Annotated in this window: 21 protein-coding genes and 1 CRISPR repeat array; of the genes, 3 read left to right on the top strand and 18 right to left on the bottom strand. The window is 39.7% G+C overall.

The window, feature by feature from the left end:
* Window positions 1-42 precede the first annotated feature (42 nt).
* From AC504W_RS07935 to AC504W_RS07945, 3 genes are all read right to left on the bottom strand, one after another.
* Window positions 43-1,209, bottom strand: a complete 1,167-nt coding sequence (locus tag AC504W_RS07935; RefSeq protein WP_096574995.1) for a nucleotidyltransferase family protein — start codon at window positions 1,207-1,209, stop codon at window positions 43-45.
* Between the two features lie 424 nt (window positions 1,210-1,633).
* Window positions 1,634-2,461 carry a segregation/condensation protein A gene (locus AC504W_RS07940; protein WP_494877209.1) on the bottom strand — a complete coding sequence of 276 codons (828 nt, stop codon included), beginning with the start codon at window positions 2,459-2,461 and terminating at the stop codon, window positions 1,634-1,636.
* 179 nt (window positions 2,462-2,640) lie between these two features.
* Complete coding sequence (locus tag AC504W_RS07945) at window positions 2,641-3,738, bottom strand: AI-2E family transporter (protein ID WP_494877210.1); 1,098 nt, start codon at window positions 3,736-3,738, stop codon at window positions 2,641-2,643.
* Between the two features lie 126 nt (window positions 3,739-3,864).
* Here AC504W_RS07945 and pdxH point away from each other — a divergent pair, with 126 nt between their 5' ends.
* A complete protein-coding gene (gene pdxH, locus AC504W_RS07950) occupies window positions 3,865-4,509 on the top strand; it encodes a pyridoxamine 5'-phosphate oxidase (RefSeq protein WP_494877212.1) in 645 nt (214 codons plus the stop codon).
* 51 nt (window positions 4,510-4,560) lie between these two features.
* Here the strand turns inward: pdxH and AC504W_RS07955 are convergent, their stop codons facing one another.
* A complete protein-coding gene (locus AC504W_RS07955; RefSeq protein ID WP_494877213.1) occupies window positions 4,561-4,977 on the bottom strand; it encodes a hypothetical protein in 417 nt (138 codons plus the stop codon).
* Window positions 4,974-5,816: an FAD-binding domain-containing protein gene (locus tag AC504W_RS07960; protein WP_494877214.1), complete on the bottom strand. Its 843-nt coding sequence runs from the start codon at window positions 5,814-5,816 to the stop codon at window positions 4,974-4,976. The genes AC504W_RS07955 and AC504W_RS07960 overlap by 4 nt, the downstream gene beginning before the upstream one ends.
* Window positions 5,817-5,939: 123 nt before the next feature.
* On the opposite strand from AC504W_RS07960, the gene bcp reads away from it, so the two are divergent.
* A complete protein-coding gene (bcp, locus tag AC504W_RS07965) occupies window positions 5,940-6,419 on the top strand; it encodes a thioredoxin-dependent thiol peroxidase (RefSeq protein WP_494877215.1) in 480 nt (159 codons plus the stop codon).
* Window positions 6,420-6,666: 247 nt separating this feature from the next.
* On the opposite strand, the gene AC504W_RS07970 is transcribed toward bcp, so the two are convergent.
* From AC504W_RS07970 to AC504W_RS08020, 11 genes are all read right to left on the bottom strand, one after another.
* On the bottom strand, window positions 6,667-7,767 hold the full coding sequence (locus AC504W_RS07970; protein WP_494877216.1) for a T3SS effector HopA1 family protein: 1,101 nt from the start codon (window positions 7,765-7,767) through the stop codon (window positions 6,667-6,669).
* A 372-nt stretch (window positions 7,768-8,139) separates the two neighbouring features.
* The gene (locus AC504W_RS07975) at window positions 8,140-9,318 is read right to left on the bottom strand and encodes a phosphotransferase (RefSeq protein ID WP_494877217.1); all 1,179 of its coding nucleotides are present in this window, start codon (window positions 9,316-9,318) and stop codon (window positions 8,140-8,142) included.
* A 67-nt stretch (window positions 9,319-9,385) separates the two neighbouring features.
* On the bottom strand, window positions 9,386-9,631 hold the full coding sequence (locus tag AC504W_RS07980) for a hypothetical protein (RefSeq protein WP_494877218.1): 246 nt from the start codon (window positions 9,629-9,631) through the stop codon (window positions 9,386-9,388).
* 112 nt (window positions 9,632-9,743) lie between these two features.
* The gene (locus AC504W_RS07985) at window positions 9,744-10,001 is read right to left on the bottom strand and encodes a hypothetical protein (protein ID WP_494877219.1); all 258 of its coding nucleotides are present in this window, start codon (window positions 9,999-10,001) and stop codon (window positions 9,744-9,746) included.
* Window positions 10,002-10,201: 200 nt separating this feature from the next.
* Window positions 10,202-10,444: a hypothetical protein gene (locus tag AC504W_RS07990; RefSeq protein ID WP_096575020.1), complete on the bottom strand. Its 243-nt coding sequence runs from the start codon at window positions 10,442-10,444 to the stop codon at window positions 10,202-10,204.
* A 112-nt stretch (window positions 10,445-10,556) separates the two neighbouring features.
* Window positions 10,557-10,814, bottom strand: coding sequence for a hypothetical protein (locus tag AC504W_RS07995; protein ID WP_494877220.1), 258 nt, complete (start codon window positions 10,812-10,814; stop codon window positions 10,557-10,559).
* Between the two features lie 109 nt (window positions 10,815-10,923).
* A complete protein-coding gene (locus tag AC504W_RS08000) occupies window positions 10,924-11,181 on the bottom strand; it encodes a hypothetical protein (RefSeq protein WP_494877221.1) in 258 nt (85 codons plus the stop codon).
* A gap of 138 nt (window positions 11,182-11,319) precedes the next feature.
* Complete coding sequence (locus AC504W_RS08005; RefSeq protein WP_494877222.1) at window positions 11,320-11,568, bottom strand: hypothetical protein; 249 nt, start codon at window positions 11,566-11,568, stop codon at window positions 11,320-11,322.
* 666 nt (window positions 11,569-12,234) lie between these two features.
* Window positions 12,235-12,504: a hypothetical protein gene (locus AC504W_RS08010; protein ID WP_103126576.1), complete on the bottom strand. Its 270-nt coding sequence runs from the start codon at window positions 12,502-12,504 to the stop codon at window positions 12,235-12,237.
* A gap of 540 nt (window positions 12,505-13,044) precedes the next feature.
* A CRISPR array of direct repeats spans window positions 13,045-17,446; the repeat unit is 37 nt; unit sequence GTTTCAATCCCTAATAGGGATTAGGTGAAGTTTAAAC.
* Window positions 17,447-17,748: 302 nt separating this feature from the next.
* Window positions 17,749-19,233 (bottom strand): M16 family metallopeptidase, encoded by a 1,485-nt coding sequence (locus AC504W_RS08015; protein WP_494877223.1) that lies wholly within the window; start codon window positions 19,231-19,233, stop codon window positions 17,749-17,751.
* A 91-nt stretch (window positions 19,234-19,324) separates the two neighbouring features.
* Window positions 19,325-20,956, bottom strand: coding sequence for a M16 family metallopeptidase (locus AC504W_RS08020; protein WP_494877224.1), 1,632 nt, complete (start codon window positions 20,954-20,956; stop codon window positions 19,325-19,327).
* Window positions 20,957-21,170: 214 nt separating this feature from the next.
* On the opposite strand from AC504W_RS08020, the gene AC504W_RS08025 reads away from it, so the two are divergent.
* Window positions 21,171-21,785, top strand: coding sequence for a TetR/AcrR family transcriptional regulator (locus tag AC504W_RS08025; protein WP_494877225.1), 615 nt, complete (start codon window positions 21,171-21,173; stop codon window positions 21,783-21,785).
* Between the two features lie 19 nt (window positions 21,786-21,804).
* Here the strand turns inward: AC504W_RS08025 and AC504W_RS08030 are convergent, their stop codons facing one another.
* Complete coding sequence (locus tag AC504W_RS08030) at window positions 21,805-22,254, bottom strand: DUF4332 domain-containing protein (protein WP_494877226.1); 450 nt, start codon at window positions 22,252-22,254, stop codon at window positions 21,805-21,807.
* 189 nt (window positions 22,255-22,443) lie between these two features.
* Window positions 22,444-23,025, bottom strand: coding sequence for a TIGR04376 family protein (locus AC504W_RS08035; RefSeq protein WP_494878605.1), 582 nt, complete (start codon window positions 23,023-23,025; stop codon window positions 22,444-22,446).
* Window positions 23,026-23,074 lie beyond the last annotated feature (49 nt).

The raw sequence follows: 23,074 nt of genomic DNA on the forward strand, positions 1-23,074 counted from the left end.
TTTTTCACCAATGACCAATGACCAACGACTATTGACAATTGACTAACTAGCGTTTGTCCCCAGCAATTCTTCAATCGCTTGCCGTTCTAGAGGAGTATGCACTGGTGGTGCTTGACGAGCGTCAGTAATTAGCCAGTCTAAAGAAGCAGCTTGGACATCAATAGATGCGCCCGTCTTATCTACGCAATAACGACCAAACACCAGCTTATCAACTAGACGAACTCCCGGCCCCAAGCGTGACCATTCAAAAATTACGCTATTATCTACAGTTGCGCCACTGCATATCCAACAATTCGGGCCAATCATTGCTGGTCCAACGATTTTTGCCCCGTCTTCAATTCTGGTCATACCACCGATGTAAACTGGGCCTGTGATATCCACTTTGTCCCAATTTACAGCCACATTTAAGCCAGTATAGATACCAGGGGCGACTTCATGACCAGGAATTTGTACGTTTTTGATTTCACCCAGCAATACGCCGCGAATTGCCCGCCAGTAGTCTGGTACTTTACCAATGTCTACCCATTCAAAATCCATCGGAATCGCATGGAAGGGCGCACCAATTTCCACTAATTTCGGGAATAACTGACTACCAATGTCATATTCCACACCAGAAGGGATATATTTAAACACCTCTGGCTCAAAAATGTAAATCCCTGTATTGATATTGGTACTGAGGGCTTCTTCCGTTGAAGGTTTTTCTTGGAAAGCTTTGACGCGCCCATCCTCATCAGTAACAACAACACCATAACTAGAAACTTCTTCTAGAGGGACGGACTTAGAAATGATTGTTGCAATTGACCCTTTGGATTTATGCCACTTAACAGCTGCTGTTAAATCCAAATCAATTAAAGCATCACCGCACAATACAACAAAAGTATCATCAAAAAACGGCGAAAAATCTTGGATGCGTCGCATCCCTCCCGCCGAACCAATTGCTTCCCCTACCAATTTACCGTCATCAATTTTGCCTTCAAAAGAATAGGCAATTTGAACGCCAAACCGCTGACCGTCACGGAAATAGTTTTCAATCTCTTCAGCTAAATGGCTAACATTGACCATAATTTGGTCAAAACCATGTTGGCGCAAAAGTTCCAGCAAAAATTCCATCACTGGCTTTTGCAAGATGGGAATCATTGGTTTGGGAGTCGTGTAAGTAATTGGACGAACGCGAGTACCCTTACCCGCTGCGAGAATCATCGCTTTCATAAGTTTATTCCTCAACCACAAGCCAGTTTACTTTACTCAGTACTGAATGCTGAGTGCTGTTAGCAGTAGCGGGGCGTTTAGCCCCTGAGTCAGGTAAAAAGTACTTAGTACTTTCGTATTCGATAAAAGTCCGGCCTTTAGTAGGCGGAAGCTGCTTATTTTGAGTTAATTGATACTCCACTACTTTAGGGTAGTCTTTCAACTCAGCACTCTTCATTTTCAACGAGTGATACTTAATCATCAGTTTTGATTCTGCTCTAAGTAACTCCTAGAAACAGGGATAACAGTAATTTGCTGGTTATTGCAACCATAGCGAGAGATAGACTACAAGCGTAGGCGTATATTCTAAATTTGCTAAAACTTAAAAAAATAGCTTCCGTATGTCTGGGTAATTTACATAATATTTTTAGGATGAACTAGTAATTTAGTTTATTGGTTGTTCTACTGATTTTGGGATATTAGCTACATCTGTAATCAGTCTAATTTGAATCTCTTGGTAAAATTCCTCTTGAAATAGCTCAACTTTCGATTGAGCAGATAACAGCAGTAAAGCCCAAAAAACGCCAACTAAGTGACTATGTTCGGACTGGTGGCTAGAACCATTTTCTTGAGGTTGCTTCGTTTGAGACCACAATTGTACAAGCTGTTCGAGGCTAACATAATTTTGTTCTTGCATTAATTCTTGAGCAGCAAAACGCAATACCTCCTCCAGTTCCCCGGCTACTTCTGTCAGATTTTCTTGGTGAGCCAATTCTAGCGCCTGCCGCATGGTGCGGACACTAGGCTGACGCTTTACACGAATAGGCTTATCAACTTTCTGAACAAGTTTTAGCTGATTTGCCATCAGCTGCAATTGCTCAATTAGTTCTTGCAGGGTAACACGGCGCTTAGGTGGTGGCATAGCCGATGGACGACGGCGCAGTTGCAGCTCTAATGGCAAACGACGTTGATGTGAGAGGCCGTTTTCCATATCAGTCAGGCCATCATCTTCGAGAATTTCTTGAACATCTCCGGCTGTTGACCACTGCATCAAGGTATTCGCTTTGAATAACACCAGCATTGATGCAGATAAAAAAGCCTGTCCAGATTGCGATAAATCTGCTTCGTAGCCTTTTGTTGTTGTCTCCGGTGCCATAAATTCCAAATAACGGTCAATCACCTCAATTACCTTGACATCCCAAGGGTCTATTTCTCCTCGTTCAGCTTGGTCAATTAGGAGTGTGATGTTCTCTAATAGCTCGGAAGCATCCATTCTGATTTCCGAATTATGGAAGTTGTCATTTGAGGTTGGTGAAACAAATCCCAGCAAAATAGTCTAGTTAATTTAATTATTTATGGACAAACTAATATATCATTAGGTTTTTATGCTGCTGTTTCAGCAAGATAACTTAATAGTCAATGGTCATTAGTTATTTCTTGCCCTGTCTCTACCTAATTTCTCTGGTCTTCTGGTGGTTCGTGGGGAATAGTGACAGTTGATACGAAATTACCTCCTTTGTTATTCTTGATCGCATCAAAGGTGCCTTTGATAGTCCCAGCAATGGGAACAGCCACAAGTGTACCCAACAATCCGGCAATTTCAAATCCCATTAAAATAGATACAAAAATCCAAATCGGATTGAGGCCAATAAAGTCACCTAGTAATTTGGGGGCTAGGAGATTATCTTTAATTTGCTGCATAAAAATCGCGGCTAAAGCAACTTGCACTGCTAACCAGCCATTTTGCAACATAACTAAAAGTGTGACTAAACTAATACCGAGAGTTGCCCCAATAAAGGGAATCAGTTCTGATAAGCCGATGAGTATGGCAAATAATAGGGCAAAAGGAATTTTCATGCCGATAAAAATCGGAGTGAGAGTCACTATCATGAATAAGCCGAGTAATAGTTGACTCAAGAAGAATCTTTGAAAATTTAGCTGTAGAGATATGGTTAGAGGTATGCCAATATGAGATGGCAAAAGATTAATTAAACCGTACCAGACGCGATCGCCATATAAAAGCATATAAAATGCCAGGACAACCACTAATACTAGATTTAATAATCCTGAGACTAAAATTCCAGCCACACCCACTACGCTAGAAGCCAACTGTTGGACGATATTTTGAATGTTGGCATTGATTTGATTACTCAGTACTCGTAAATCTAAAAAAGGCAAACGTCGCCGTTTAGTAAATTCCTCAAGCTGTTCTAGGTTTGCTTGACTAGCGGTTAACCAATCAGGAATTTTATTTAAAAGTTGAATTGTCTGGTCAATGACGATAGGGACTAGGGTAATGCCCAAAATCACCACTAGAGTTAATGTCACCAGTAAAACTATGATTACTGCTTGTGTGCGCGTGATGCGGGCGCGTTCAAAAAACTTCACTGGGTAATTAAGTAAAAAAGCTAAAATCGCCGCAATGCTCAAAATGGTGATGGGATGCTTGAAATAGCTGAAAAGTATCGATAGCAGCCCAACATTGAGAGCGATAATCGGGCCGCTCAAACCGTAGAATAACAGAGTTTGTAGAGAGGCTGAACGGCGCATTAGGTTTAACGCTCTAGATATTTGTGGAATAAATTTGGAAAACTGGCATTGATACTAGGCATGATTTATAGATATTTTTAACAAAGCCCTGTATAAGTGTATCTGTTATAGAGGAAATACATGACCATGAACCCCACCATAGCTGACCTCCGCCAAGACTACACATTACAAGACTTAACTGAAACTGAAGTTGATCCTAATCCATTTATACAATTTAAAAAATGGTTTGAGCAGGCATTAGCAGCACAATTACCAGAACCCAATGCAATGACTTTAGCGACTGCCACACCAGATGCTAAACCCGCAGCCAGAATGGTTCTGCTGAAAAACTTTGATGAACGAGGTTTTGTCTTTTTCACCAATTACAACAGTCAAAAAGGGCAAGAACTCGCCGAAAATCCTCAAGCAGCTTTGGTGTTTTGGTGGGCAGAATTAGAACGCCAAGTGCGAATTTGTGGTCATGTAGAGAAAGTTTCGGAAGAAGAGTCAGATGGATATTTTGAGATTCGTCCGCCCAAGAGTCGCCTAGGTGCGTGGGTTTCTCAGCAAAGCGAAGTTATAGAAAGCCGAGAACTTTTAGAACAAAAAATGCAGGAATTTCAGAGTAAATATGAAAATCAGGAGATTCCCCGCCCCCCTCATTGGGGAGGGTTAAGAGTCATCCCTTCCGAAATTGAGTTTTGGCAAGGTCGTCCTAGCCGACTACACGATCGCCTGCTATATACTCTGTTAGATGATGGTAGTTGGAAAATTGAGCGATTATCACCTTAGAAATGGGGAGCAGGGGTGGAATACTTACTCAGTACTCAGCAATTTGCCCTATTATTCAAAAACGTACTTTTCTGCGACCTTCCAATAGCGGGAGAAGCGTTTTAAATCGATATAGCCGTCGTATTCAAAAAATGGTTCCACTGCTAATACTTCCAACTTCAAAGAACGTTCTATTTCATCGCAGATATCATCAAATCTAGGACTGGGACTTTCGGCTGTCACTACTAAATTGGCTTGATTTTCTTGAGCAAAGGCTAAAATTTCTTGGGCTACATTACCCCGGCGGATTTCTACTGGCAATTCTAGCAAGCATTCATAAATAAAGGTGATGCGTTTGAGGCTTAATTGCCATTCCTCAATCAAAGCATCGTCCCAAACCCAAATGGCTGGAGCATCGGGATATTCTTGAAGTGCCGGGTTGAATGGACTAAGACAGTCGCCGTGTATCCAAATAATTGGTTTATTCATTTTTTTCCTTTCTTACCATGCTGCCAACTTTGACTATTTGGTTTTTTGGTAAATTCTCCTTGGGGAAATAACCGCTGTTCTAATTCTTCATAGCTACCTTCAAAATCGCAGTGTCCATATAGAGGACATTTCTGGCAATAGACACCTTTGGTGTAGCGTTCTAAATTCTCGCGGTTGAAAAAATATGGTTTATGACTAAAAGTACTAGCAACCCATTGCCAAGACATATTATTACTGGCAGGATCACCATCTAAAAGATGTTGCAAAAACCACTTAGCACCAGCTTGCCAACGAATACGCCGCCAATGCACGATGTAAGCGGCTAACCACATCCGACTGTGGTTGTGTAAGTAGCCAGTTTCCTGCAATTCTTGGCTGAAGCTGTCGATGCAAACTCTGCTAGTGCTACCTGCTTGAATATCTGGGTGCAATTCTGCGGCATATTCTGAGGCTGTGTAACCAGTTTTGTATTCTTCTTGGTCTTGCCAGATGCCATTACCTAGCTTGACATACAATCTCTGCCAATAATCCCGCCAGCCTAATTCGTTAATTAATTTAGTCGCATCCTCTGGCTGTTCTACCTTGTCTAACACGTAGTCACGGATTTCTGCTAGGCTCAAAACTCCATAGCGAATATAGGGTGAAAGTTTTGTCACTGCACCTGTTAAAAAGTTACGGGTTTTGCTGTAGGTGGTGGGGTCTACTTTTTGTAATGCTGTTTGAGCAGCTTTACGTCCGCCAATTATTTTGCTGATATGATTGTCATGTTCTGCGGCTTGGGGGAACTGTTCTCGCAGATAAGCTATCAATTCATCGCGTCCAGTAAATTTACGTAGCATGAATAGAGATTATGACAGTTGGGTTGGTGAACTTATATTTTGCACCATTCTCAACAAACCAGATAAAAGCGATCGCCAACTTCCGGTAAAATTTTGAGGCGATCGCTATTTTATCAATCCATTATGAGCAACATTCCCCAAGTTGGACAACCTGCACCGACTTTTTCCACACCTGACCAAAATGACAATTTACTTAGCCTAGATGATTTTAGCGGGCAATGGGTTGTCCTTTATTTTTATCCCAAAGATGACACCCCTGGTTGCACGACAGAAGCTCAAGATTTCACTGCATTACATTCAGAATTCAGTCAATTAGGAGCCAAAGTTTTAGGTGTCAGTCCCGATTCTGGTAAGTCTCATTGTAAGTTTATCAACAAACATAACTTGTCAATTACACTGTTGAGCGACCCAGAACATCAATTAGCAGACTCCTATGGTGTTTGGCAATTAAAAAAATTTATGGGCAAAGAATATATGGGAATTGTGCGGTCAACTTTTCTGATTTCACCAGATAAAATTATTGCTTACGCTTGGCCAAATGTGAAAGTAAAAGGTCATGCACAAGCAGTATTAACAAAGTTGTCAGAATTAGCAAATAATTAAATATATGTAGGAATCTGCTTTGATTCCTGAAATGATTTGTGTAGGAAGGAAATAAGAAAAGCTAAGAAGGAATAAATGTGTACTTAGTTACTTCTTTATTCATCATTCTATCTCTTGTGAGTAAAATTAGCTAATGTACAGATAAAGATGATTCAAAGTTCTCAAAGAGTAAGCGATTAGTCAGAGATATATAGCTTGTTGTGCTTTTGCAGTCTAAATTATTTAAGTTAATTTACTTCATTTATCATCAAAATAAAGGCATATAGATATCTTGAGAATTAGCATTCAGATAAGGATGTTGTAATTCCACTTGAGATAAAGAAAATTGTTCAAGAATCGCTGTTATCCGATTGGCTGGTGTATCATTTTCTTGCTCCCAAGCATTAAGCAAGCCATTGGCAATAATTTGACAACGATGCGTCCCAAAACTCTCTTGTTCAGCAAATCTGCGATTGGGTTCTTCAGCGATCGCTAACCCAGGGGCGATAAACTTAGTAAATAAAGGTATTTCTGGCTGAAAATAAAATTGACATTCTGCATACACCCTTTCTAAAACTGGGTGAATTGCTTCATAATCGTTTTTATCAAAGTAAAAAACTGCTGAATCATAACGTTCGTAATCGGAAGGATTGTATAGAGCTTTAAATGAGAAAGGAATCTCTAGAAAGTTAAGCTGAGTAGTCAAAGTTTCCATAACTGCACCTGCACCTTCTGGAGTTACATTAAAGTAAACACGCACTAATCTTTCCCGATTTGTCGCAGTTCCAGCGTTTGCTACTGCCATATAAAAGCCATTTTGGACAAGATTTTTAGGCATTTTAATTGCAACATACTTACCCACCGCAGGAAATTGATTTTGAGGTAATAGATGACGGCTACGCTCAATTTGTAGAGTCAAACCATCCTTCTGTACTGTTAAAGTGTTATCTAGATTTTCTTGTACTACTTGCCAATTGTAATTCCAATAGCCTTCACCCCGATTACTTTCATGCAGGCGCTCATAAAAAGCTACATCGACACCCAGTAATGTATTATTTTCGAGATTTTGATTTAACGCCACATTGTTAGTTTCTGTATTGGCTGTCAGAGAACTTTTTAAAGAGTTATTGTAATAAATGCCGTAGAGAAACCCTCGCAATTGCAAACTTAAGAATTTTTTTTGCAGCGCCGCAGGTAATTGCTGAAAGCGAGAAACTGCTGATTCTGGCAATTCCAATGGTTTGTAATCGGGGTGTTTAATACAATAAGCAGATTGAATTTCAATGTTATAAATAATGTCTTGTAATGATGTCTGCAATGATTCAGGAATCTGTGAAAGTTGAGTTACGATGGAATCTAACATTTGCATAAAAGCTTACCTGTAATTGAAGAAGAATACAGCAGTCAAAATTCAGCAGTTAAATGATGTCTGAAAAGTCGAAAATTATACGAGTGACCCCTCTCCAAACCTCTCTCATTCCCTGTCTTCAACATGCTGCGCGGATGTAGGGAAGGGGAGGATCAAGATGAGGTTTTTAAGACTGTGATTTTAGCGAGAATAAGTAGGTCGGTGTAATTAAAGATAACTAGTGATGTCTGTCATTTGTCATTGGTAAGCGTTTTCAGAATATTTACGCTTCGTAATATAGTTTGGTTTATTTCCACCGACTTACTTCTCACAGAGCCTCTTAGAATGTAGAAGAAAATTCTTTTTCTACTCCCCTTTTATCTTTAGATAGGTTTAATTGCGAGATAAATTTGTTGGTAAAAGTTCTACAGCTTCCACTCCAAAAATTGTTTTTATAGATGCTTTGGGATTACACAACAAACTTTTAGCAACTTGAAGCATACAGATTCCGACATTACCAAAAGTTTTTTCATGCTGGAGTCCGGCTTGAATAGCTGTAATTAAGGCTAAACCGCAAAACTGCACAACTCGTTCTAATAAATCTGGACGAGTCTCTAGAATGGCTGGAAAATGCGCTAAATAAGTAGACATCAACGCTGCAATGGAAGGCTGAAGTATCTCTAAAGGTGTGGTAGCAAGACGTAATGACTCTTCAATTGCCATTGATTTGCTGGTAGTCATACTATATAACCAGAATTGCAGATAGCTGGCGATGAGCATTCCTAAATCATGCGCCGGATCTCCCCAAGCAGCGCGTTCCCAGTCAATCAAGCGAATTACACTTTCATCTGAGACAGAGTTATTTGCAAGAGCCTCTTGCCAAGTTAAAGATAAGAGAATATTGTTCAGCTTTAGGTCATGATGAGTTAAACAATAGCGGGTGTAAGAACGGTTCAATTCGGCGATCGCCTGTCCCAAACTATCGTAACGTTGATAAAGGGTAAAAAATTTTAATCCCTCACTCGGAACCATGCCAAAAATTTCTGGAGTAATTCTATCTAATCCTAGGGTGAGGTTGGGACTTTTTGGGTGAGATGTCTGCTCGGCTGGGTGAAAAAATTGTGCATAGTCTGGATGTGTAATAGTAGCACGGTGAATTAATGCCAAAGTCTTGCCAACTGCGATCGCAATCTCACTAGGAAAGACATTTTCTTTCATGTAGAAATCAGCTAGATCTCGATAGTTATTGAGATAATTGAAAACAATAATAGAGTTTTCAGCATCAAAATGCACTGCTTCTGAACAAAACAAGCGAATATGATTGATATCAGGAAAATTTTGCAAAAACTGATGCACTCTCCATTCTGCAAAAAACTCTCCAGCCGTGTTTCCTTCTCGATTTAGGCGCTCTTGCTTAACTAGCAGTTGCCGATTATCAGGTAAAGTAACTAACAAGTTAAAATTTTTAGCAGGCTTTGGCTCAATTTTACTTAATGACTGTTCTGCTTGAGTACAAAGTCCAAAAGTAAGTAAGTATTCGAGAACATTTTGAGAGCTTAGTAAAAATGGCATAGCGTTAGATATTTTTCAAGTTAGCTAAAAGAATCACAGAGTCAGTATTTCAATTGTGATACAGCAATTAAAATAAGCTAAATACAGAACGGTTAGTTTTATTCCTAGTAATTTTGAAGGATTTTGCTATTGAGGAAATATTGTAGATAGCATAAGCCGATAGGACAAAATTCAAGAGATTATAAGCAAAGTTAAGAATTTGCTGAAATTCAGATTCACCACCATATATAGACAGAGAATCTAGCTCATTCACTTCGGTCAGGTAGCTGTCTAAGTCACCAGAACTTAGATCATTAATAATAATTTTTGCCATTTCATCATTCCCAGTAAAGATATGGCTGACTCTCATGGATTCGATAATTACTGAAGATGATTTTTTTCCAATCCATGAGAGCCATTTAGCTTAGTAGTAAACTACAAATTTATTAGTAATTAGACTTACTGAAAGATTTGGCTAGGCTAAAAATATGCTGGATAGCATAGACACCAACAAATCCTTCTATCAGCTTATTAAATACACTGATGTATGAGTCTGAGCCATACCCGTAGTCGGCATAATTGGCATTCTTACCGCCATGTGCAGCACTCAGATCAACATCACTCAGATCATTGAGAAAACTTTCAGAATCTTGGAATAATTGAGAGCCAGCAACATTTAGTTCCGAAAGGGTAATGTTAGCCATAATTCTGTCCTCTAAGACTTGGTTGTAATCAGGTTTATTTGCGGATAATAAAGCAAAATTCAGCTTTATTATTAAGATGCTGACCCATACGAATTCTCTAATTAAAGCTGGAGAAATACAGCCTGCATACTCTACAAAATATCAAATACAGGCTGATTTATTGCATATTGACAGAGAATTAGTATTAAATTAGAAAGCTATTAGTAACCATAGCCACCTTTAGAACTGAAGGAATTAGCTATACCGAAAATATGCTGGATAGCATAGACATCAAGAAATCCTTCAATCAATTTGTTAAATCCGTAAAAGTCGCTCACAGAATTACCATTAGCACCATGTGTAGCGATCGCATCAACATCGCTCAAGTCATTTAAGAAACTTTCAGAATCTTGGAAAAATTGAGAACCAGCAGCATTTAATTCTGAAAGAGTAATATTTGCCACGATTTTATCCTCAAAGACTTGCTGACATTTGATAATTTGCGCCGGGATTTAAGCTATCTTTCGCATTATAGTTAAGCAAAAGATAGCTTAGTCGTAAATTACAACGCTATTACTAGGCGGCAGAGATACCGTAGCCGCCTTTGCTGAAGGACTTAGCTATGCCATAGATATGTTGGATAGCATAAACATCAACAAATCCTTCAATCAACTTATTGAATCCGTAAAAGTCGCTAACATAACTATTAGAGTTACTATCAGCACCATGTGCAGCGATCGCATCAACATCGCTCAAGTCATTTAAGAAGCTTTCAGAATCTTGGAAAAATTGAGAACCAGCAGCATTTAATTCTGAAAGAGTGATATTTGCCATGATTTTATCCCCAAATAATTGCTGACAATTGGTAATTTATACCGGGAATTAAGCTATCTTTCGCTTAATTATGATGCGAAAGATAGCTTAGTAGTAAATTACAACGCTATTAGTAGCGGGAGTTGCTGTAGCCGCCGTTGCTGAAGGATTTAGCTATGCCATAGACATGTTGGATAGCATAAACATCAACAAATCCTTCAATCAACTTATTGAATCCGTAAAAGTCGCTAATATAACTATTGGAGTTACTATCAGCACCATGTGCAGCGATCGCATCAACATCGCTCAGGTCATTTAAGAAGCTTTCAGAATCTTGGAAAAATTGAGAACCAGCAGCATTTAATTCTGAAAGAGTGATATTTGCCATGATTTTATCCTCAAAAAATTGCTGAAAATTGATAATTTGTGCCGGGATTTGAGCTATCTTTCGCATTATATTTAAGCGAAAGATAGCTCAGTAGTAAATTACAGAAAGATAGCTTAGTAGTAAATTACAAAGCTATTACTAGGCGGCAGAAATACCGTAGCCGCCGTGGCTGAAGGATTTAGCTATGCCATAGACATGTTGGATAGCATAAACATCAACAAATCCTTCAATCAACTTATTTAATCCAAAGCCGTCGTAGCCATAGCCGCCATAGCCAGAACCACCAGCGATCGCATCAACATCGCTCAGGTCATTTAAGAAGCTTTCAGAACCTTGGAACAATTGAGAACCAGCAGCATTTAATTCTGAAAGAATGATATTTGCCATGATTTACTCCTAATACAATTGCTTGTCATTAAGTTGTTTTTGTGGTCGATTAAGCTGTGTTTTGCTTAACCGTTAATGCAATTTTTATTTATGCAAACTCCAAAAGTCAACGCTATAAGCACCTTTATAAAGACTCAAATAAATGTCTTATGTCTTTTTGGAATTTCATATTTTGCCTGCCCAATTATTGTAAGTTTGTATTAATATCAATAATTAAGGTTAACCAAGTACATACCTTGATGTTTATAGAGGGTGGTGTATGGATAATACTATTTACTTGAATAACGGGGTAAATAATTTACTAGGAGCGCACAAATATGCGCTCTTTCGATAAATGTATGTATAGTGGCAGTCAGATATGTTAGGACAAGTTGAAAGCCTGAATGCCAGGAATAGTAAGACTGTTCCTCCTGCCTTATGCTATAAAAATGAGAATTACATGTATTTACATAAAAAATCGTACGTTCTCATACTACTTAAATTGAAAACGTACGACTATTAATAAAATAACTTGGCTGAAAAAAGCTGCCTGTAAATGAATTGATATTGATGAGCAGCAACATAAAATACACAGAAATCCCATGAGTCAGGAGATAGAATTATCAGTTTCTCCTGACTCTTTTATTTTGGCTACTAACTTTCTGAGCAACAGCATATAGCCCAGAATTAATAATAAGCGTAATAATCGTCGTATGGTTGTCGTCTACCATAACGATTATTAGGTTGTTGTTGTTGTTGTTGTCGCTGCTGCTGTAGTTGATTCGACACACCCTGAAGAATGTCATTGATATTTTGTTGCAGCTTTAATAAATCACTGGTGTCGATGGTGACTGTACTTGCACCTGCTTCTATAGTTCTAGCTTCCCAAGCAGTTAGTTCAGTAATATGCTGTTCATCATTATTAAGATAAAGGTCTGAGATTGTTATTCTTGCCATTGATTTTACCTCCGCAAATACGGTGATTCTAATTAGTGTAGCTATAACTAAAACCTAGCTACACAACATTTAAAATGTCTCTCTTATATTTTGTATACACATTCAAAAAATTCAAGGTTTTTTAATTCATTTATTAGACACAATTAAAGGAGTTTCGTCTATAAAAGCAAAATTTTCATCGTAATGTAAGTTTTTAAGTCCAGGGTTTTGGAATTGGGATCATCCCACTTTTTGGAATTTCATTGCGTAGGCGTTAGCCTTCCCAAAGGGTATGTAACGAAGTGAAGTGAAGCAATCGCAAAGCCTCGAACTTAGGAACAAAAATATGCGATCGCTACCATAAGGGAAGGTTTCATACCGTTTCACTTGAAGTTTGATACAAATAGATCGCAAGGGGGCAGAGGAGCAGAGGGGCGGAGGAGAAATTATTCGTATCATTTATTTAGTGAAATGGTATCACCTACGTCGTTCCTCTTGGCAATGATATTTATTCTCTCTAATTGTTAGATAAAAACTGGGATGTACCCGTGATAGTAATGTGTTTCAATCCCTAATAGGGATTAGGTGAAGTTTAAACCTTGTATTTGTTAATTGAAAATATGGGTAAATTCTGTTTCAATCCCTAATAGGGATTAGGTGAAGTTTAAACGCGATCGCGAAAAGAAAAAACGTGGTCGTCCTGCAACCGGTTTCAATCCCTAATAGGGATTAGGTGAAGTTTAAACTTTTGGAATTGTCGAAGCAGCGATCGCATCAAACAAGCAATTGTTTCAATCCCTAATAGGGATTAGGTGAAGTTTAAACTTGCCCTTGGGTAGAGGCGATCGCCCTTTCTTGTCCCAGGTTTCAATCCCTAATAGGGATTAGGTGAAGTTTAAACAAAGGAGCGCGAGGCATTAAGCTTCTGGATTTTGGTTTCAATCCCTAATAGGGATTAGGTGAAGTTTAAACGGTACACGGGTGAACGTTGGGGGGCGCTAATCAGTTTCAATCCCTAATAGGGATTAGGTGAAGTTTAAACCTCGTTACCAAGGATGTTATCGATGCAGCCAGTAAGTTTCAATCCCTAATAGGGATTAGGTGAAGTTTAAACCCTTCTCGGTCTAGGTCGCGTTGAGAGAGAGAAACAACTGGTTTCAATCCCTAATAGGGATTAGGTGAAGTTTAAACAATATTTGAGTTAAGAAGTTGGATATTAATCGCTTATGTTTCAATCCCTAATAGGGATTAGGTGAAGTTTAAACTTTAAATATTTTTACTAATTCCCCTTGAGGGGTAGTCTGAGTGTTTCAATCCCTAATAGGGATTAGGTGAAGTTTAAACCAAAATAATCAATTACTAGTTCACTACGTTAGTCATGAATTATGTTTCAATCCCTAATAGGGATTAGGTGAAGTTTAAACACTCGAAATCTTATTTGTACTCTCGCATTAGAGAAGGTTTCAATCCCTAATAGGGATTAGGTGAAGTTTAAACTTGAACCAATACGGTTGAAGTGCATCTACCTTTATCCGTTACCCGATGTTTCAATCCCTAATAGGGATTAGGTGAAGTTTAAACACTGGCTGTACAGCTAGAATTATCATGGCTACAACCAATACGTTTCAATCCCTAATAGGGATTAGGTGAAGTTTAAACCTCCCACATTTTCTATAGCATTCCTTAGCCGTCCATTCACGGTTTCAATCCCTAATAGGGATTAGGTGAAGTTTAAACCAACAAGCTAATGGTGTACTAATTAGTATGGTTAGGTTTCAATCCCTAATAGGGATTAGGTGAAGTTTAAACTTAATAACTTCAATACGCCCTTCAATATACTTTGTGTTTCAATCCCTAATAGGGATTAGGTGAAGTTTAAACCTGCGGTAGTGGCGATCGCCGCAGACTCAATTTCGTGTTTCAATCCCTAATAGGGATTAGGTGAAGTTTAAACTCCTCTCTCACAGATTCCGATCGGCCTAGCCACATGTTTCAATCCCTAATAGGGATTAGGTGAAGTTTAAACTCTGATTTCGGTGATTGTGGTTGCTTCTACTTCTTGTGTTTCAATCCCTAATAGGGATTAGGTGAAGTTTAAACTCCAAAGAGAAACTAATGTCTGCCGAATCGGTAGGTACGTTTCAATCCCTAATAGGGATTAGGTGAAGTTTAAACATTGTCCGTTTGGGTATCAAATTCGTAAATAGAATGTTTCAATCCCTAATAGGGATTAGGTGAAGTTTAAACATTGTCCGTTTGGGTATCAAATTCGTAAATAGAATGTTTCAATCCCTAATAGGGATTAGGTGAAGTTTAAACCTGATTTTGTCGCTGTTGCTCCTGGCGTTTTGGTCAGGTCGTTTCAATCCCTAATAGGGATTAGGTGAAGTTTAAACGAATCAACAAGGAGCGATCGCGCATTCCAGGTGTTTCAATCCCTAATAGGGATTAGGTGAAGTTTAAACACATCACACTGGAAAAGTTAACACAAATGATTCAGTTTCAATCCCTAATAGGGATTAGGTGAAGTTTAAACCAACAATAGAAAAGTATGGATTGCGGCTAAGTCCGTTTCAATCCCTAATAGGGATTAGGTGAAGTTTAAACCCAAATATCCCTTGGGCGATATCTTTAGGACTGAATAGTTTCAATCCCTAATAGGGATTAGGTGAAGTTTAAACTCTCGGCGTGCTTGCCCTGAAATGAGTTGCTGTCGTAGTTTCGTTTCAATCCCTAATAGGGATTAGGTGAAGTTTAAACTTTTATATCTGTATCAATATCCCCACTTTTGAAATGTTTCAATCCCTAATAGGGATTAGGTGAAGTTTAAACAGGTGAGTACACAGTTTACCTCTGTCAGTGGGATGTTTCAATCCCTAATAGGGATTAGGTGAAGTTTAAACATCTCAGAACCAAGTGTTGTCTTTTGTTTAGAATACGTTTCAATCCCTAATAGGGATTAGGTGAAGTTTAAACTTTCCCTGTGTCGTCTGTCACTGGCGCGAATGCAGTTTCAATCCCTAATAGGGATTAGGTGAAGTTTAAACTTATCTGATTTAAGACCTCAATACGTCCGCTAGACGTTTCAATCCCTAATAGGGATTAGGTGAAGTTTAAACGTACACATACACTGAAAACCAAAGACACAGAGTTTCAATCCCTAATAGGGATTAGGTGAAGTTTAAACCTTGTGTTTTCTAGAGCTTGAGCGAGTTCCAGTTAGCGTTTCAATCCCTAATAGGGATTAGGTGAAGTTTAAACGCGGTTTTGATTTCCCCGTTCACCCTCACATGTTGAGTTTCAATCCCTAATAGGGATTAGGTGAAGTTTAAACTTGGGTTGGTTCCCATCCGGCGGATATGTGCCAATGTGCGGTTTCAATCCCTAATAGGGATTAGGTGAAGTTTAAACTTGGAATATGGTAGCCAACGCTATCCCAGAGGCAGATAAATGTTTCAATCCCTAATAGGGATTAGGTGAAGTTTAAACACGGGAACCCGGATGAAGTAGCTGACATTCTAAAATCAATTAGTTTCAATCCCTAATAGGGATTAGGTGAAGTTTAAACCGGGTAAATCGTTTATTTCTGGTATTTCTAAAGAAGTTTCAATCCCTAATAGGGATTAGGTGAAGTTTAAACTGCGTCACCATTTGAATGGTGCTTGCACCATTTTGAAGTTTCAATCCCTAATAGGGATTAGGTGAAGTTTAAACTAAATGGTTGTGCTGGAAGCCCGTACAAGTTTCCAGTTTCAATCCCTAATAGGGATTAGGTGAAGTTTAAACAATGGTAGCAGCTATCGAGCTATCAGTTTTTATTGCGTTTCAATCCCTAATAGGGATTAGGTGAAGTTTAAACAGTTATTCATTTCTATCTCTCTAGCCTTGCCATTAGTTTCAATCCCTAATAGGGATTAGGTGAAGTTTAAACAATGTATTCGGTAGTCGTAATGTTCTTTCTTGCCGTTTCAATCCCTAATAGGGATTAGGTGAAGTTTAAACAAAAGACCAGCCATACTGAACTTTCACCAAGCCAGTGTTTCAATCCCTAATAGGGATTAGGTGAAGTTTAAACGTCGTTGCATTTCTCATAAAAAAAAGCCTACATTGCCGTGTAAGTTTCAATCCCTAATAGGGATTAGGTGAAGTTTAAACCTTCAGAATCTTGGGGAACTTGCCAAAGCTGAGTAATCACATGTTTCAATCCCTAATAGGGATTAGGTGAAGTTTAAACTTGGGATGCGGTGATATTGGCTATCCCCGCAAATATTTTAGTTTCAATCCCTAATAGGGATTAGGTGAAGTTTAAACAAAAAGCGGATATCGCCTGTTAAAACTCGCGTCTTGTTTCAATCCCTAATAGGGATTAGGTGAAGTTTAAACACTTCTACTCCTGCGCGGGCAAGGTGCGTACCCCATAGTTTCAATCCCTAATAGGGATTAGGTGAAGTTTAAACAGTTATCAAAAACAACTACAGGTGAACTACTCGCGTTTCAATCCCTAATAGGGATTAGGTGAAGTTTAAACTCATCAGCGAGTATATCGCCTATCACATCAATTGTGTGTTTCAATCCCTAATAGGGATTAGGTGAAGTTTAAACCTGCAACTACAGAACTACCACCAATGCAATTTGTTTCAATCCCTAATAGGGATTAGGTGAAGTTTAAACCAAGGTTAATAGCAATTGGCGCAATTTTAGTTCTGTTTCAATCCCTAATAGGGATTAGGTGAAGTTTAAACTAAGTTGGGAGGATCGCCCATAGCTTCTAAAAAGGGTTTCAATCCCTAATAGGGATTAGGTGAAGTTTAAACGTGGAAGTTGTAAGTTTTGAAGTTAAAAGCATAAAGTTTCAATCCCTAATAGGGATTAGGTGAAGTTTAAACTCCAAAGTCTGGGATGTGTTGTGTTTCTCGCCGATTAGTTGTTTCAATCCCTAATAGGGATTAGGTGAAGTTTAAACTGCGGGAGCCGGAAAGGCGTTCTGTATTTGGTTTTCAAGGTTCAATTTCGCGGATGGGTTGATTTTAACACGAGTAAATGTCAGTGGATTTATACAAAATAGCTGAAATATAGACTGGATAGGATGCGCGGAGGATTTTTATTTATTTTTTCTGCAAAAGCTTGCAGTGACAGAAATCCAGCCATTGTTTTTCAAAAGAGATTTTGTACACCTACCCATCCGCGAATTTTGAGGAATTTTATTTCCTGCTGTCAGATACCCGAATTTTTGGAAAAGTCGGGTATCTAGGTATTATATTGCGATTAATTTTTCGTTTGTGAAGGCGAACCGGGAATGGTTACATCTATGGGTGTGACTTGTTTGGCTAAACCTGTTAATGGCGGTTTAATAGTGGTTTGATTTCCGACAACTAGAGTTACTAAGTTTTCGGGTTTGAGGTATTGCTTGGCTACCCGTTGCACATCGGCGGCTGTGGTGGCGGCGACGGCTTTTTGATAACGAAACAAAAAGTCGGATGGGTAGCCATAATATTCATATCGCATCAACCGCGATAAGGTTTGACCGGGGTCTTGAAAGTTAAACACAAAGGAGTTGAGGGTAGATTCTTTGGCAAAAGCCAATTCTTTGGAACTTACAGGTTGAGCTTGGATGCGTTTAATTTCTGTTTGTAAGGATTTGACAAATTGGACTGTAGCATCAGAACGGGTTTGTCCGCCGGCTAAGAACATACCAGGGTAATCAAAGCGAGGACTCCAGTAACCATATACAGAGTAAGCTAAACCTTGGCGCGATCGCACTTCGTTAAATAACCTTCCCCCAAATCCATTTAACACGCCATTTAATACATCGAGTGGTGCATAGTCTGGGCTGTCGAATCTACCACCTAAATGCCCAATGAGTACGCTACTTTGAGTTAACTGTGGCTGATTAACAAAAAAGACTCCGCCTTGATTGGCGACTGATACTTCTGGTAACTTGGGTTGGGTGATTTTTGGGTTGCGTTGCCAATCACCTAATTTAGCTTGAATGAGCGATCGCATTTTTTTACTATCAAAATCTCCTACAATGCCCAAAATCATGTTATTGGGGTGAAAGTATTGCTGATAGAACTGGACTAAATCGTCACGCTTAATTTGATCTAATGTGGCATATTCTACAGTCCGTGCATAAGGGCTGGCTTTGCCATAAACCAATTTTTTGAATTCTCGACTAGCAATTCCATTAGGATCATCATTGCGTCGTGCAATTCCGCCTTTTGCCTGTGTTTTGGCTAAATCTAGCTGATCTTGGGCAAATACTGGTTCCCGTAGTACTTCAGCAAACAGTCCCAATACTGTTTCCATATCTTCACTCAGTGCGTCAAAACTGGCACTACCGGAACCTTCCCCAATACTAGTTTCTACCGATGCTGCCCGTTGTTCTAATATTTCATTGAGTTCATCGGGTGAATGCTTTTTAGTTCCGCCAGTCCGCATAACTGCACCTGTTAAACCAGCTAACCCGACTTTCTCGGCTGCTTCCCAACGGCTACCTGTACGCACCAAGGCTGAACCACTGACTAACGGCAGTTCATGATCTTCTACTAAATACACAACTAGACCGTTTTGTAAAACAAATCGCTCATATTTGGGTAATTTGACCGCAGGTAACGCTGGTAGTTTTAACTCTGTGTAATGTTTGGCAGCTGTTGTCGCCGCTAAAGAAAAGTCAAAAGTCAAAAGTAAAAAGACGAAGGCAAACATGACAACATAAATTAACCTTCTAGCATTTGATATTTTGAATTTCATCGACCTCTTACCCCTATATCTGTGCATATCTCTTCTCTTCCTACCCTACGGAAAGCCGCTATCACGTCTACGCGCCCTATGCGGTTCATGTTCATCCTTGTTTCGACAACAGCTTACCAATGGTGCGATTTTCGGGTGTAAATGCTGCTTTTGCCACTCGTTGAATATCTGCCGGAGTTACCGCCGCAATTTCATCCAATTGCTTGAACAAGTTTTGCCAATCGCCTGTTTTCACTTCATATTCCAGTAATAGCTGTGCCATACCTGTATTAGAATCCAGGCTGCGTAATAAATCAGCCCTAGCTTGGGTTTTGACGCGCTGTAATTCAACTGCTGTGACTGGTTGAGTTTTTAAGTTATCAATTTCTTGGCGTAAACCTGTGGCTAACTCATCAACCGTGTGGCCGGGAGCCGTCAGGGCATAAAATAGCATGAGGTTGGGATACTTATCGCCAGGAAATCCACTTTGTCCTTGAGCCGTAAGGGCTAATTGTTGTTTTTCTACCAGCGATTTATATAACCTGGAAGTGCGCCCTTCACTCAGTAGCCTACCGATAATTTCATAGACGGCGTTATCTGGATGCTTAATTGCCGGACGGTGATAACCTTCTAAATACCAAGGTTGGGAAGCTAGTTCTAAAGTTACTTGGCGTGTTTCGGTTTGCTTGGGTTCTACAGAAATTTTAGATTGGGGTTTGGCTTTGGCTTGGAATCGTCCAAAGTAAATTTGTGCCAGTCGTTTAACTTCGTTGGGGTTAACATCACCGACAATTGCGATCGCTAAATTATTTGGTGCATAGTAAGTATCAAAGAATTTCTGCACATCTGTTGGCGTGAGGTTGCGGATATCTTCGTCATAACCAATCACAGGCCTTCTATATGGGTGAACTTTGTACGCTGCATCAATGAATTTCTCGATCATCAAACCAATAGGTGAGTTCTCTACCCTTAAGCGCCGTTCTTCCAAAATGACATCTTTTTCTTTATAAAACTCCCGACTGAGTACAGGTTCTAGAAATCGCTCTGATTCCAGGGACATCCAAAGTTCTAGTTTATTGGATGGAAAACTGTAAAAATAGCGGGTGGCTTCTGTGGAAGTATTGGCATTTAAACCTACCCCTCCCGCTTGTTCCACAATTTGCCCCATCTCGTTTTGCTTGACTAGCTTACCGGCTTGGGCTTCTACTTGCTTAAATTCGGCTTGCAACCGCGCTACTTCGTCTTTTTTACCATCCGCCTTAGCAGTTCTAATTTGACTATCTAACTGTTCTAAGCGTTCTAGTAGCGGTTTTTCAGCTTTGTAATCTGTTGTACCAATACGTTGCGTACCTTTAAAAGCTAAATGTTCTAGAAAGTGTGCCACACCTGTTTTTTTGTCTGGCTCATCCACGCCACCAACATCAGCGTAGGTCAGGAATGATACTACAGGCGCTTGATGGCGTTCTAAAACAATGAACTTCATCCCATTGTCTAGCTGAAACTTTGTCAACTGCTTAACCACCCGATCTAAATAAGGCTGAATCGAACTTTTAGCGGGTGTTTTGCTGGGTTGTAGTGTGCGTGGGGGAGGTGGTGCAGTTTGAGTTTGTGCCAAAGCTATTTCTGGTAGAGAACCAGAAACTAAGATGGCGATCGCAAAATATGTAATAAACAGCCGCAACAGTTTTAGCGATCGTTGGTTTGACCAATTGAAAACTGCTCGAAGGCTACGAAAATGATTCATAAGCAATAATTTGGTTGAAGTATGAAGTCTGAAAAATAAATTTTATCCTTCATCTTTGACACTTCAGACTTGTGTTGTCAAATTTCCCTACTGGAGAAACAGGTAAATAATTGGGCAGGGCGTTAATCTTGTATTAAGCTTTCCGTGCTTTTTGTACTCAACGTTAGACAATAAATGCTACCAGTCGCGTTCGGGAAATCACACCGTAACTGTTATGCGAGTTTTTAATTCTCCCCCCCCCTCAGAAGCACAAACACGTACCCGCATTTTACAAGCGGCCAGGCGGCTTTTTGCTTCTCAAGGATTTGATGGCACTACCACCCGTGACTTAGCACAATCAGCGGGAGTCGCTGAAGGTACACTATTTCGACACTTTCCCAATAAAAAGGCAATTTTAGTGGAGGTTGCCACGAGTGGCTGGGTAGAAATTTTAACAGATTTGCTGACGGAATTGAGCGAAATGGGCAGCTATAAGGCTGTTGCTCAGGTGATGCGCCGTCGGATGTGGAATTTCCAGAAAAACGCTGATTTGATGCGGGTGTGTTTTATGGAGGTGCAGTTTCATCCTGATTTACGCGATCGCATTCAAATAGAAGTCATTAATAAAATGACCGATGTGGCTGAAGCATTCTTTCAAACAGCAATGGATAAAGGTATCTATCGCCAAACCGATGCCAAACTTGTGGCTAAGGTGTTCTTGGGAATGTTTGCGATCGCCGGGTTTTCTAACAACACCCTTATGGAACCTGACGCTTCTCCTCAAGAAATGCAACACATGGCTGAAGGACTCGCTGATATTTTTCTCAATGGAGTACTGGTAAAAGAATAAAGCCGAGGTGCTGTACTCATTACTCAGCACTCAGCACTGTCTTAGCTTGCTGATTCCATTGCTGGACTAACTCAATTGATGGACACAAATCTCGTCGTTGCAAAGTTGCGACTTGCAAACGCATGATTTGTCTGTGCAGTCTGTGGCTGGGAGTTTCGGCTAATTGTGCGACGGAACCAATACCTGCATGAAGCAACAAACCACAGTATTGTGTACCAACAGTAGGAATGCGAGATAAATCAGCTAAAGCTAACCATTTATTGACATACTGAAGATGAACTTGTAATTTACTAGCCAACGCTACCCTAGCTTCTAGAGTTTTACCTTGATTAAATAGACTCCGGGTAGTTTTAATTCCGCAAGTTTGGAGTTGAGATTGTTCTTCTTGACTCAATCCTGGTAACTGTTCAATCGGCCAGTCACCAGATTGAATCCGAATGCGGCTTTTATCCGTATGTTGAGCAGACATTTTTGAAAAATAAAATATAGATTTACTTTAACTATTGTGACTTTAAGAAAGGATGTAGAAGTCAGCTGTGGGTATGTTTAAGGTGTTAGGTTAACTTACCGTAACATCACAAGGTCGTTAGGCGCTGAAGTAATTTTGTTCGTGAAATCATCTAAAAATATGCGCCTAACACACCTTACTGGACTATACTCACTTTTTCCCCAGATTCCGCTTCATGGCTTCTAACTCGTCTTCTGTTTCCCAGCGGCGAAACTTTTCTTCTAAGTCATCAAAACTACGAGAAGAATTTTGAGGTGAATTCGACCAACCATTAGTTTCTATGCGCTGTTGCTGGGCTTGAGCTTGAGCGCGTGCTGATTGTGCTTGTGCGGCTTTTGCTTGAACTTCCTGTCGCCGTACTTGAATTTTCCCCAATAGTTCTTGAGATTGGGTTAGGCGTTCTTTCAAGCCTTGCATGTGTCCCCATTTCTGGTTTCCTTCCCGCAGTAAGGCTGCTTCTCGTTCTTGGGCGGCGGCGACTAAATCTTGTCTACCACCATCTTTAGCTTTTTGTACACGAATGTGCCAACGCTGAATTTCTTGGGCGGTGGAGAGAATGTCGTCTTGCGATCGCTTTTCTTGGACTTGTAAATCTGCTATCAACTTTAAAGTATCTTCTTCTTGCTGACGTAGTTGCTCTAACAGCGCCTCTAACTCCAAATGTGGATTATTACGCAAGAATTCTTCTAAACGGTTTTCTAAAAACCGACTCAAATCATCAAATAAGCCCACTGCCAGAACTCCAGGGTTGGGTGTGACTATTTTATTGTAGTAATTATCA

The sequence above is a fragment of the Nostoc sp. C96 genome, from assembly GCF_059384975.1.

What these genes read in the sequence shown, in the direction of transcription:
- AC504W_RS07935 (WP_096574995.1), bottom strand. Translation starts at nt 1,209, where the DNA reads ATGAAAGCGATGATTCTCGCAGCGGGTAAGGGTACTCGCGTTCGTCCA.
- AC504W_RS07940 (WP_494877209.1), bottom strand. Translation starts at nt 2,461, where the DNA reads ATGGATGCTTCCGAGCTATTAGAGAACATCACACTCCTAATTGACCAA.
- AC504W_RS07945 (WP_494877210.1), bottom strand. Translation starts at nt 3,738, where the DNA reads ATGCGCCGTTCAGCCTCTCTACAAACTCTGTTATTCTACGGTTTGAGC.
- AC504W_RS08025 (WP_494877225.1), top strand. Translation starts at nt 21,171, where the DNA reads ATGCGAGTTTTTAATTCTCCCCCCCCCTCAGAAGCACAAACACGTACC.
- AC504W_RS08000 (WP_494877221.1), bottom strand. Translation starts at nt 11,181, where the DNA reads ATGGCAAATATCACTCTTTCAGAATTAAATGCTGCTGGTTCTCAATTT.
- AC504W_RS08015 (WP_494877223.1), bottom strand. Translation starts at nt 19,233, where the DNA reads ATGAAATTCAAAATATCAAATGCTAGAAGGTTAATTTATGTTGTCATG.
- AC504W_RS08010 (WP_103126576.1), bottom strand. Translation starts at nt 12,504, where the DNA reads ATGGCAAGAATAACAATCTCAGACCTTTATCTTAATAATGATGAACAG.
- AC504W_RS07985 (WP_494877219.1), bottom strand. Translation starts at nt 10,001, where the DNA reads ATGGCTAACATTACCCTTTCGGAACTAAATGTTGCTGGCTCTCAATTA.
- AC504W_RS08020 (WP_494877224.1), bottom strand. Translation starts at nt 20,956, where the DNA reads ATGAATCATTTTCGTAGCCTTCGAGCAGTTTTCAATTGGTCAAACCAA.
- AC504W_RS07995 (WP_494877220.1), bottom strand. Translation starts at nt 10,814, where the DNA reads ATGGCAAATATCACTCTTTCAGAATTAAATGCTGCTGGTTCTCAATTT.
- AC504W_RS08030 (WP_494877226.1), bottom strand. Translation starts at nt 22,254, where the DNA reads ATGTCTGCTCAACATACGGATAAAAGCCGCATTCGGATTCAATCTGGT.
- bcp (WP_494877215.1), top strand. Translation starts at nt 5,940, where the DNA reads ATGAGCAACATTCCCCAAGTTGGACAACCTGCACCGACTTTTTCCACA.
- AC504W_RS07975 (WP_494877217.1), bottom strand. Translation starts at nt 9,318, where the DNA reads ATGCCATTTTTACTAAGCTCTCAAAATGTTCTCGAATACTTACTTACT.
- AC504W_RS07970 (WP_494877216.1), bottom strand. Translation starts at nt 7,767, where the DNA reads ATGCAAATGTTAGATTCCATCGTAACTCAACTTTCACAGATTCCTGAA.
- AC504W_RS07960 (WP_494877214.1), bottom strand. Translation starts at nt 5,816, where the DNA reads ATGCTACGTAAATTTACTGGACGCGATGAATTGATAGCTTATCTGCGA.
- pdxH (WP_494877212.1), top strand. Translation starts at nt 3,865, where the DNA reads ATGAACCCCACCATAGCTGACCTCCGCCAAGACTACACATTACAAGAC.
- AC504W_RS08005 (WP_494877222.1), bottom strand. Translation starts at nt 11,568, where the DNA reads ATGGCAAATATCATTCTTTCAGAATTAAATGCTGCTGGTTCTCAATTG.
- AC504W_RS07955 (WP_494877213.1), bottom strand. Translation starts at nt 4,977, where the DNA reads ATGAATAAACCAATTATTTGGATACACGGCGACTGTCTTAGTCCATTC.
- AC504W_RS07980 (WP_494877218.1), bottom strand. Translation starts at nt 9,631, where the DNA reads ATGGCAAAAATTATTATTAATGATCTAAGTTCTGGTGACTTAGACAGC.